Source organism: Aeromonas sp. 600948, assembly GCF_049174875.1.
In the GTDB taxonomy this organism is placed as follows: domain Bacteria; phylum Pseudomonadota; class Gammaproteobacteria; order Enterobacterales; family Aeromonadaceae; genus Aeromonas; species Aeromonas veronii_A.
Genome location: NZ_JAAKTY010000039.1, coordinates 1 through 10,526 on the forward strand (window position 1 = coordinate 1; position 10,526 = coordinate 10,526).

Consider the following 10,526-nt stretch of genomic DNA (forward strand, 5'->3'; position numbering starts at 1 on the left):
GCGGAATTGGTAGACGCGCTAGCTTCAGGTGTTAGTGTCCCACGGATGTGAGGGTTCGAGTCCCTCTCTTCGCACCATTCATTACGCAAAAGGCCCATCACGAAAGTGATGGGCCTTTTGTTTTTACTCCTTGTTATGGCTATGCTTTTGACGACTGCCCGCTCATCGTCATGCCAAGGAACGCATATGATACTGGATACCGACATTCACAACTTTTACGAACATCTGGTGCTCAAGGAGATTGAGAAACAGGGGCTGCAGCAAAAACTCAACAGCGATCAGATGGCCGACCTCTGCTGCCTCACCCTCAACCAGCTTCCGGCCCACTATATTCGACACAATGTCGACATGATCTACTTCCTGACCGACGCCAAGCGCACCGAAATGGAAAAGCTGGTGGTCGAATCGCTCAAGGTGGCACAGCAGAAGATCAAGCAGGCTCCCGTCAAAAGCTCATAACCAGGGCTGCTGCCAGAGCAGGGTAACGATACCGGTCAACCCGGCCACTGGCAGCAAGATCAAGGCGGGCCGCAATCCGGGCTCCAGCATCACCCAGGCAGCCAGCAGAAAACCGGCACTCCAGGTGCCGTACTCTTTATCCTGACCCCATGCGAGTACGGCCACCGCCACCAGCAACATCATACCCCGCAATATCCAGCGCATTGTTTTCTCCCCAATCAACAATTGATAATAATTATCATCTTCATCTGCTGGGGATGCAAGTGGCGTCACAAGCGGGATTCATATGTAACCCCTTGTGTCAACAGGCCGCTCAAAAACGGGTTATGAGATCAACTAATTTGTGATTTTTTCAATCAAATGTGCATTTTTGCCAATTTGATGGGGCTTTAACCCGCCGGGTTTGTGGTAGATTGCGGCCTCTTTTTGGGTTGCCTCCTCGGGATCGATGTATCCACAGGACGAGAGGGAGTGACCTTGGCGAGCAAGAGTTTAGGAAGTATCTATGCAAAACCAACAAAACCACATCCGACTACCGGGCATGGCACAGGTGTTTGCCTGTCTGGCCATTTTCCTGGCCCTGGCATTCTCGTTCACCAGCGTGCTCGATCTGCCGATCCAGTTGGCGTTGTTCATCGCCTGGTTCGTCATCATGGGGCTTGGCATCAAACTCGGCCACGATTACAAATCCCTGGAACAGGCAGCCGTTGACGGCGTTGCCAAGGGAATGGGGGCCATCCTGATCCTGGTCTCCGTCGGTGCTCTGGTCGGCACCTGGATTGCCGGTGGCATAGTCCCCAGCATCATCTACTTCGGCCTCAAGGTGATTCACCCGTCCATCTTCCTGCTGGCGACCCTGATCATCTGCTCCCTGACCTCGCTGGCCACCGGCACCTCCTGGGGCTCTGCCGCCACCGCCGGTATCGCCATGATGGGGATCGGCCACAGCCTCGGCGTGCCTGCGCCGCTGGTAGCCGGTGCCGTGCTCTCCGGCGTCTATTTTGGTGACAAGCTCTCTCCGCTCTCCGACTCAGTAGTGCTGGCTTCGACCATGTCCAACGTCGACGTGGTGGAGCATATCAAGGGGATGCTGCCTATCAGCCTGCTCTCCTATGTCATCACCGCCGTGCTGTTCACCGTGGTGGGCATGCAGTATTCGGGTAATGTCAGCCTGGAGCAGGTCAATCTGGTGATGGAGGCTCTCGACAACCAGTTCAACATCACCCCGCTGGCCATAGTCCCCGTGGTGCTGGTGCTGGGTCTGCTGGCCAACCGCAAGCCCGCCTTCCCGGTGATCAGCTTCGGCGCCCTGCTGGGCCTGATCTGGGCCATCGCCTTCCAGGGCATGGATCCGGTCAAAGCGATGCACTCAGCTTATAGTCCGTTTGCCATCACCTCCGGCATCGATTTTATCGACAACATTCTCGGTCGCGGCGGCATGGAGTCCATGCTGGGCTCGGTCGCGGTCATCATCTTCGGTCTCGGGTTTGGCGGCCTGCTGGAGAAGGTCGGCATTCTGGAAGTGATCGCCAGCGCCTTCGAGAAGCGCATCAATAGCGTCGGCAGCCTGACCAGCCACACCATCGGCACCGCGTTTCTGGCCAACGTGTTCGGCTCAGCCATGTATGTGTCGCTGATCCTGACTCCCAAGATCATGGCCAAGAACTACGACCGACTGGGACTGGCGCGCAAGAACCTCTCTCGCAACGCCGAGTTTGGCGGCACCCTCACCTGCGGCATGGTGCCCTGGAGCGACAACGGCATCTTCATGGCAGGGGTTTTAGGAGTCGCAACCCTCGACTACCTGCCCTACATGTGGCTGAGCTTCACCTGCATCATTGTGACCATCACCCTCGCCTACATGGGCAAGGCAGTGAACCGGACCCCGCTGGTCGCGGCGGCAAGCTCCCGCTAAGCCATCCTGAAACAACAAAGGCGCCACCAAGGCGCCTTTGTTGTTTCAGGGGGGATGCTGTTTTACCGTCATCCCAGAGCCCACAAACAAAAACAGCCCTCGTTGCCGAGAGCCGTGTCATCAGACCGATAATGCCGATCAGATGGAGAAGCTGGAGCCACAGCCACAGGTCGTGGTGGCATTGGGGTTGGTCACGGTGAAGCGCGAACCTTCCAGACCCTCGGTGTAATCCACACTGCCGCCTACCAGATATTGCAGACTCATGGGATCGATCACCATGGTGACGCCATTCTTCTCGACTACGGTGTCTCCGTCGTTGATCTTCTCATCAAAGGTAAAGCCATACTGGAAACCGGAGCAGCCCCCACCCGTGATGTATACCCGCAGCTTCAGCTCGGGATTCTCTTCCTCGGTGATCAGGTTCTTCACCTTGTTGGCCGCCGCATCCGTCATCTGGATGGGCAGCGGGGCTTCTGCTACTGCACTCATTACTGACCTCACAACCATTAGATCCACAAACATGGAAACCGCGAAATTATCCAATACCCGACCATTCAGTTCAAGTATTCACCACGTTTAACCGGCAGCGGGAACCGGAGCAGGCGGTGCGGCGACCAGCGGCTTGATCACCTCGCCCCACTCAACCAGCAGCTCTTGCGCCGGTTGCCTGCCATCCTTGTTGATGGTGACACGGATCCGATCCGGCACAAAGCCTTCCGGCAACTGCCAATTCCCTTCCAGCAGCTGGAAATAACGCAGGGCATAACGCCACTCGCTCACCTTCATCCCGAGATCGCGGCCGGTTAGCGTCTTCGGCTTGTCAGCCAGACTCCCCTCGACCCGGATCTGCACCTGACCACGGAACAGCTCCCGCTTTTTGGCGGGCTGGGTCAGGGCGAGACGGTAGTGGTAACGACCGGGAATGCTGGTCTCCTGCAGGGTCAGGTTGTCGATCACCACCCCCACCTGTTCGCCGGTGGGGCGCATGATCCGCTCGAAAAAGGCCAACTGGCGTTTGAGCTCCTGCACCTGCGCCTCCTGACTCTTCAGGGTGGTCTGCAACTGCTCGAAGGCCGCTTTCTGGGTCGCCAGCTGGGTATCTTTCACCCCCAATTCGGTCTTGAGCTGGCCGATAGCCTTGCCCTGACGATCCAGCGTCTCCTGCTGTACCACCAACAGACTGCTCTGGGCCAGCTCCTGACGGTTACCGACAAAGTAACCAATGAGCCCGCCAACGGCTAACACGACCAATAACTTCAATAGATTGGACATAGCCCCTCATCCCGTTATCACGCCATTTACGGCAGCGCCTCTCCCTTCACTATACCGCCCTGACCGGGGCCAAAGGCGATAAAGGGAAAAATTAACTGGCCGTGGCACTGCCATCACCCCGCTTTTGACGCGCGGCGAGCCGTAAAGTTCGCTCCAGGATCTGGGAATAGATGGGCCGGCCACCCAGCCACTGGGCAACCAGAGTCGCCCCGACTGTGGTAATCATCATCGGCAGGATCAGCTGATAGTTGTCGGTCATCTCGGTGACCAGCACGATACCCGTGATGGGGGCGCGCACGGTGGCAGCAAAGAGAGCCCCCATTCCGGCGATGGCAAAGGCGCCGGGCTCGATGCCAAGCTCCGGAAACGCCGCATGAAACAGATGGCCAAACACCACGCCAAACAAGGTGCCCAACGCCAGGGTCGGCGCAAACACCCCGCCCGGGGCACCGGAGCAGAAGCAGATAAGGGTCGCGACCAGCCGCACCGAAAAGATGAGGAACAGGGTCGCCATCGCATACTCATCCCCCATCAGATGGGGAATAAGCTCTGTGCCGCCCCCCGTCACAGCGGGAGCAAACAGCGACAGCACACCAAACGTTCCGGCGACCAGCATGCCGATGGCCACGAAACGGTGGCGCTTGTTCTGATGCAGCGCCAGATAACCATCCTGACAGGCAAGCACCAGCTTGTTGAAGACAAAACCCAGCACCCCGAAGGTGGCCCCCATAAAGAGGAACAGCCAGAGCGCCTTGAGGGCTGGCGCATCGTAGTGAGGCAAGGTGATCACCGCCCCCTGACCTTTCATGTTCTGCAGCATCAGGGTCGCCATGATGGCGGAGATCCCCACCGCCTTGATGGCCAGAAAGGAGTAGCGAAACTGCGGTCGCATCTCCTCCATCACGAACAGGATGCCCGCCAGCGGCGCATTGAAGGCCGCTGCCAGACCTCCCGCCGCACCGGCGGCCAACAGGGCATGGCCATGCTCCTTGGGCAGCCGGAAGATATCCGCCACCATCTTGCCGAGGTTGCCGCCGATCTGTACCGAAGGTCCCTCCCGCCCCAGCACCATGCCGGAGCTCAGGGTACAGATGCCGCCGAAGAATTTGACCGGCAACACTCGCCACCACCGCACCGGGCGCAGATCGTCCATCGCCCCCTCGATCTCGGGAATCCCGGAACCACCCGCTTCCGGGGCAAAGGTATGAGTGAGGAAGTAGCCGACAAATCCCAACAAGGCGCTGAAGCCAAAGCCGAGCAGACCGAGCTGCCACCAGGGGCGGTCGGCCAGCAAGGCGATGCGTTGTTCTGCCAGCCAGTGGACACCAGATTCGAACAGACCGCACACCAGTCCGGCCAGGGTACCGACCAGCGCCGCCAGCAGCAGCACCAGCAAGGGCATCTTGTCTTGCCGGATAATGCGGGAAAGCGGCCCCCGCGAAGAGGTATCGGCTTCAGAGGAGAGAGCTTGTTGCGCCATCTTGTTACACCAACTTGGAAAAACCATATCGTCAGCTAGCTGAGATCAGGATCACCCGGCGCGTTGCTCGGCTGCCCAGGGCTGGGGCTTTCTGCTATAGTCGGCCCGTTAAATTTTTGTCACGGGAGCAGACCGAGAGTCCGGGTGGCGAGAGCGCAAAGCATACTCCTGATGCTCCGGCCTGCCGAGTCTCAATCGGCTGCTTTCCCCTGTGTGACGACCAAAATCCCATTAAGGATGATCCATGTCAAAATCAGATCAGCTGTTTGAACAGGCCCGCCAGACCATTCCGGGTGGCGTCAACTCACCGGTCCGCGCCTTCAATGGGGTCGGCGGCACGCCCCGCTTCATCGATCACGCCGATGGCGCCTATCTCTATGATGTGGATGGTCAGGCCTACGTGGATTACATCGGCTCCTGGGGCCCCATGCTGCTGGGTCACAACCACCCGGCCATCAAAGCCGCCGTCATCAAGGCCGTTGAGAAGGGACTGAGCTACGGTGCGCCGACCGAGATCGAAGTGCTGATGGCAGAGAAAGTGCGCCAGATCGTCCCCTCCATGGAGCAGGTGCGAATGGTGAATTCCGGCACCGAAGCCACCATGAGCGCCATCCGGCTGGCCCGTGGCTACACCGGCCGCGACAAGATCGTCAAATTCGAGGGCTGCTACCACGGCCACGCCGACTCCCTGCTGGTCAAGGCCGGTTCCGGCGCCCTGACCCTGGGTCAACCGAACAGCCCGGGCGTTCCGGCCGATTTCGCCAAGCACACCCTGACCTGCGTCTTCAACGATCTGGATTCGGTGCGTGAAGCCTTCACCCAGTACGGCAGCGAAATTGCCTGTATCATCGTCGAGCCGGTCGCAGGCAACATGAACTGCATCCCGCCGGTCCCCGGTTTCCTGGAAGAGCTGCGCGCCATCTGTGACGAGTTCGGTGCCCTGCTGATCCTGGACGAGGTGATGACTGGCTTCCGCGTCTCCCTGCGCGGTGCTCAGGGTCACTACAACATCGACCCGGATCTCACCACCCTTGGCAAGATCATCGGTGCCGGCATGCCTGTTGGCGCCTTCGGCGGCAAGAAGAAGGTGATGCAGCACATCGCCCCGACCGGCCCTGTCTATCAGGCGGGAACTCTCTCCGGTAACCCGGTAGCCATGGCTGCCGGTCTGACCATGCTGGATCTGCTGCTGGAGCCGGGTCTCTATGAGCAGCTGAGCGCCAAGACGGCTCGTGTTGCCGAGGGACTGAAGGCGGCCGCCGCCAAGCACGGCATCCCGCTCGCCATCAACTATGTCGGCGGCATGTTCGGCTTCTTCTTCACCGACGAGCCCGAAATCACCCGCTACGAGCAGGTTACTCGCTGCGATATGGAACGCTTCAAGCGCTTCTACCATCTCATGCTGGAAGAGGGTGTCTATCTGGCGCCGAGCGCCTACGAGGCGGGCTTCCTGTCACTGGCTCACGGCGACAAGGAGATCGAACATACCCTGGATGCCGCCGAACGCAGCTTCGCCAAGCTGGCTGGCTAAATCGCCGTAGGTTGTCGCAAAGGGCCCGTCATGGGCCCTTTTCTATTGCAGTGCCTTCATCACCAGACAGGGCATCGATACGCCCACTTCTGGTGCATTACTCCCTCGTCATCCACCGATTTGTCATCCTCTGGTGCAACTAGCCCTGCCATCCCTGTCATAAAGCAGGCCCACTATTTGCACATTCACCACAAGAGCCCACGTCACCGAGGTCCATATGGCAGAGATGAGCCCCATCGATGTGCTGCGGCGCTATCAGGAGTATCAGGAGGAGTTGACCCCGCTACTGCAGGGGCTGCTCAGCGCCCCCCTTGCCTCGCTCAAGGGGTATCCCTTTGTCATCAGCATTGACCACTATCAGGGGCCGATGTACATCCAGCCTGTGGCACCGGCCGCCCATAACCGGCTGCACCTTATCGTGCAGGGGCGAGGACGGGAGATCACCGTCTGTCTTAATCAGCTGATTGGCTGGTTGATGGGAGACAGGGAGCGCCGCCGCGCCATGCCCTGGTTCAAGGCGGTCTATGTGGTGCTGAGCATGGCGCTGTTTCTCATCGTTGCCACCCTGATCTGGCACGGGCTGGAGCAGCTCTACCAGCTATTGTGCGGCGAGCAGCAGAACCAGCTCGGCGCCTTTAGCGCCATCATCTTCCTGACGCTGGCACTGGCGGTGTTCGATCTGGGCAAGACCATTCTGGAAGAGGAGGTACTGCTGCATAAGGATATCTTCCGCCACAGCGCCATTCGCCGCACCATCACCCGCTTTATCGCCGCCATTCTGATCGCGGTCTCCATCGAGGGGCTGTTGCTGCTGTTCAAAGGCTCGCTCGGCCAGAGCGAGCTGCTCTGGCCAGCGGTCGGAGTGATGGGGTGTGCGGTGGGTTTGCTGCTGGCGCTTGGCCTCTATGTTTTTCTGGGGGCCAAGGCCGAAGCGGCACTGGTACAGGCTAGCCTGCGCTCTCCACCGCCAGTTGCACAGAGGAGCGACGCGCCGCCCGCCAGGAGGCGTACATGGTCCAGGAGGTATAGATGACGATAAAGGCAACCAGCCACTTCAGCATCTCCATATCCATGGATTTGACCAGCATGGCGGCCAGCACCACACCGATGGGACCGAAGATGGCTACCGCCAGCACCGCCTTGGCATCAAACGCCCCTTTGCGGATAAAGGTGCCTGCGGAGAAGACGCTAAGCACGGCGGTGGAGCCCATCATGATGGGAAACGCCGCCAGCGGGTTCATCCCCAGCAGATAAACCAGCGTCATGCAGGGGGCAAACAAGCCGATACCGACATTCATCAGCACCCCGAAGATGAAATTGCCAAGCAGGGCAATCGCCAACTTGTAGCCGCTGAGCCCCATCGCATCGCCGCCTACAGGGAAAAGCCCCAGCAGACCGACAAAGATAAGCCCTGCGACGACCAGTAAGGAGATAGCCATCACCAGCCGGATGGTCTGCCGATCAAACGAGGCCACATGGCGAGCCCCCCAAGCTGCGCCCGCTGCGGCGGCCATCATCATGCTGATCAGCGTCAGCGGATCCACCGCGACTGCACCGACGAAGATCAGCGACTGAGTCACGGTCGGCAGCACGCACTGCCCATTGAGGGTACCCGGCAGCACCCGATCATCGATCAGCTTGAACTGCTTGTAGCAGGCGGTCTTTACCGCAAAGCTGCCCACCCCCAGGGTATCGAGGAAGTTGGCAACCCCACCGATCAACGCCACCGGCCAGAAGGGGGTCGCCTCAAAGGATCCACTCTGCTTCTTCCGCCAGCAGGCTTGCACCAGCATAAAGATGAATACGAGGCCTCCGGCTATAAAAACCAGCCGTAAAATATCAACTAACATAGGGGTTTCTCCTGCAACGGGCGGCGATTCTAAGGCAAGCAGCAGAAAAAATCTTGACCGGAATTAAGCAATGCTCACGACACGCCTCTGCAAGGTGAAATATTTATCAATAGACTCCGAACGACTCTGCTAATACTTGTTACTGAGGCCAACAGGCCGGGTCCTGAGCACGTTGTTATGGTCCTTTCGCGACGACCACTTGTGCCAAAGGACATAATAAAAAAGAGGGCCGGTAGTGATACCGACCCTCTTTCTGTATCTGGCCGGGGTGCAGGGGCCTCGACCAGGACAACTGCCTATTGAATGCTCTTGCCGGCACGCACGTCCTTGATAAACCCCATCAGGCTGGCCAGATCACGGGGGGCACCGCGCAGGATCTGATCACCAATGATGAAGGCCGGGGTACCGGAGATACCGAGCGCTTCAGCCAGCGCACGGTTGGTACCGAGGTTCTGGTCAATGCTGCCATCCTTGATCTTGGCTTCCACCTTGCTCCAGTCCACACCGGCCGCCACTGCCAACTGCTTGACCTGTGCTTCATCTGCGAGCGGGCCCTGATGGCTATAGAGCTTCTCGTGGAACGCCTGGTACTTGTCAGGCTGACCCAACTGGACCGCCAGCGCAGCACGGGCGGCGAAGTAGGAGGACTCGCTCAGAATGGGGAACTGCTTGTAGATGTAACGGATATCTTTATCTTCCGCCATCAGCTGCTTGACCAGCGGATGGGCCCGCTTGCAGTAACCGCAGTTGTAATCGAAAAACTCTACAATGGTCAGCGATGCCTTCGGATTCCCCATCTCGGGATCCTGATTGGCATAAAGCTGCTTGGAGTGAGCCTTGATCAGCGCCTTGTCACTCTCGGCCTGCTGGCTCTCCTGCTTGGCACGCAGGGCATTGGACATCTCGACCAGGATCTCGGGGTTCTTGACCAGATAGTCGCGAACGATTTGCTCGACATCGCTTTTGGTCAGCTCGCTTGCATGTACTGGCGTCGCCAGCAGGGTCACGCCAGCCAGCGCGCAAAACAGGGCATTTTTAATAGTCATAACGTTATCTTGCAGAGGATATGATAGAGGCCACTATAGTGGTTGAGTCTGTTTTCAAGTCAAGCTATCTGGCCAAAAAAGCGCTTTATGCGCCCTGATTGCCACTTTTTCATGTCATTTCGCGCAATTAACCAGCAATCAAACCGGACAGGGATTTACAAGCCGGATCAGCATGGTAATATTCGCCGCACTGCTGCGGAGGGGTGGCAGAGCGGCTGAATGCACCGGTCTTGAAAACCGGCGATGGGCGACCATCCGTGGGTTCAAATCCCACCTCCTCCGCCATTTATACCGAGCCCATGCAACCATGTTGCGTGGGCTTTTTATTTGCCTGCGATTTGCCACTCCTCATAGAGCTCAACACATTAGCCTTCCCCATTAATTTTCCCACCTGCAGGCTCAAAAGCCACCACAAGATCCCCTATCAACATCGAACCTCTACGCTCCAGCGCGTATCCCTTCCCATTTCCTTATTACCCCAAACAACAAGGACCAACGCAGCGACCACAACTCCTGCATGTTGGTACCACCAATAACCCCTCTTCGGAATAAAGTCAGGGCCGATTAATACAGTCATAGAAAAGCAGGGACGATGGGGTTGCGGCTTAAAAAGAGGGAGCAGCTAACTCAGGAAGCAGAGCTCCCAAGCAAGAGATCACGACGTATAGGCGATCATGGGATTCACGGGCTATGGCGATGCCAGCCCTGCCATACAGAGTAACTGCTTTACATGAAGAAAGCGTAAAAGCGTAACATCAGGCTATTCGTTGAACCGAAAGACAACAGCGAGTAACAATAAAAACAGAAGAAAGGAATAAGTCAGGTCAAATATCAGACGATTCAATAAATTGCAGGCAATAAAAAACCCCGCTCGATGAGCGGGGTTCTTAAATTGAGTGCCTGGCAGTGTCCTACTCTCGCATGGCGAATGCCACACTACCATCGGCGCTACCGCGTTTCACTTCTGAGTTCG

At 58.0% G+C, this 10,526-nt stretch carries 10 protein-coding genes and 1 tRNA gene; 5 read left to right on the forward strand and 6 right to left on the reverse strand.

What is annotated here, in order from left to right:
- Nucleotides 1–186: 186 nt before the first annotated feature.
- Nucleotides 187–459 carry a late competence development ComFB family protein gene (locus tag G5182_RS19935; protein ID WP_005343036.1) on the forward strand — a complete coding sequence of 91 codons (273 nt, stop codon included), beginning with the start codon at nt 187–189 and terminating at the stop codon, nt 457–459.
- On the opposite strand, the gene G5182_RS19940 is transcribed toward G5182_RS19935, so the two are convergent.
- Nucleotides 454–663: a hypothetical protein gene (locus G5182_RS19940; RefSeq protein ID WP_005357820.1), complete on the reverse strand. Its 210-nt coding sequence runs from the start codon at nt 661–663 to the stop codon at nt 454–456. The genes G5182_RS19935 and G5182_RS19940 overlap by 6 nt on opposite strands.
- 301 nt (nt 664–964) lie before the next feature.
- On the opposite strand from G5182_RS19940, the gene nhaC reads away from it, so the two are divergent.
- Nucleotides 965–2,374 (forward strand): Na+/H+ antiporter NhaC, encoded by a 1,410-nt coding sequence (gene nhaC, locus G5182_RS19945; RefSeq protein ID WP_227341474.1) that lies wholly within the window; start codon nt 965–967, stop codon nt 2,372–2,374.
- A gap of 138 nt (nt 2,375–2,512) precedes the next feature.
- Here nhaC and erpA read toward each other — a convergent pair whose 3' ends face one another.
- The 3 genes from erpA to clcA form a co-directional block, all read right to left on the reverse strand.
- Nucleotides 2,513–2,863: an iron-sulfur cluster insertion protein ErpA gene (gene erpA, locus G5182_RS19950; RefSeq protein WP_005340225.1), complete on the reverse strand. Its 351-nt coding sequence runs from the start codon at nt 2,861–2,863 to the stop codon at nt 2,513–2,515.
- Between the two features lie 87 nt (nt 2,864–2,950).
- Nucleotides 2,951–3,646 (reverse strand): DUF6776 family protein, encoded by a 696-nt coding sequence (locus G5182_RS19955; protein WP_005343032.1) that lies wholly within the window; start codon nt 3,644–3,646, stop codon nt 2,951–2,953.
- Between the two features lie 91 nt (nt 3,647–3,737).
- On the reverse strand, nt 3,738–5,126 hold the full coding sequence (gene clcA, locus G5182_RS19960; RefSeq protein WP_033136489.1) for a H(+)/Cl(-) exchange transporter ClcA: 1,389 nt from the start codon (nt 5,124–5,126) through the stop codon (nt 3,738–3,740).
- A 244-nt stretch (nt 5,127–5,370) separates the two neighbouring features.
- Between clcA and hemL the strand changes: the two genes are divergently transcribed.
- Nucleotides 5,371–6,657, forward strand: coding sequence for a glutamate-1-semialdehyde 2,1-aminomutase (gene hemL, locus G5182_RS19965; RefSeq protein ID WP_421254657.1), 1,287 nt, complete (start codon nt 5,371–5,373; stop codon nt 6,655–6,657).
- A gap of 217 nt (nt 6,658–6,874) precedes the next feature.
- Complete coding sequence (locus G5182_RS19970) at nt 6,875–7,690, forward strand: hypothetical protein (protein ID WP_421254658.1); 816 nt, start codon at nt 6,875–6,877, stop codon at nt 7,688–7,690.
- Here the strand turns inward: G5182_RS19970 and G5182_RS19975 are convergent.
- Both G5182_RS19975 and G5182_RS19980 read right to left on the reverse strand, forming a co-directional pair.
- Complete coding sequence (locus G5182_RS19975; protein WP_421254659.1) at nt 7,605–8,507, reverse strand: TSUP family transporter; 903 nt, start codon at nt 8,505–8,507, stop codon at nt 7,605–7,607. The two genes, G5182_RS19970 and G5182_RS19975, sit on opposite strands and share 86 nt — an antisense overlap.
- A gap of 296 nt (nt 8,508–8,803) precedes the next feature.
- Nucleotides 8,804–9,553 carry a DsbA family protein gene (locus tag G5182_RS19980; protein ID WP_421254660.1) on the reverse strand — a complete coding sequence of 250 codons (750 nt, stop codon included), beginning with the start codon at nt 9,551–9,553 and terminating at the stop codon, nt 8,804–8,806.
- Between the two features lie 197 nt (nt 9,554–9,750).
- On the opposite strand from G5182_RS19980, the gene G5182_RS19985 reads away from it, so the two are divergent.
- Nucleotides 9,751–9,838, forward strand: a tRNA-Ser gene (locus G5182_RS19985).
- Nucleotides 9,839–10,526 lie beyond the last annotated feature (688 nt).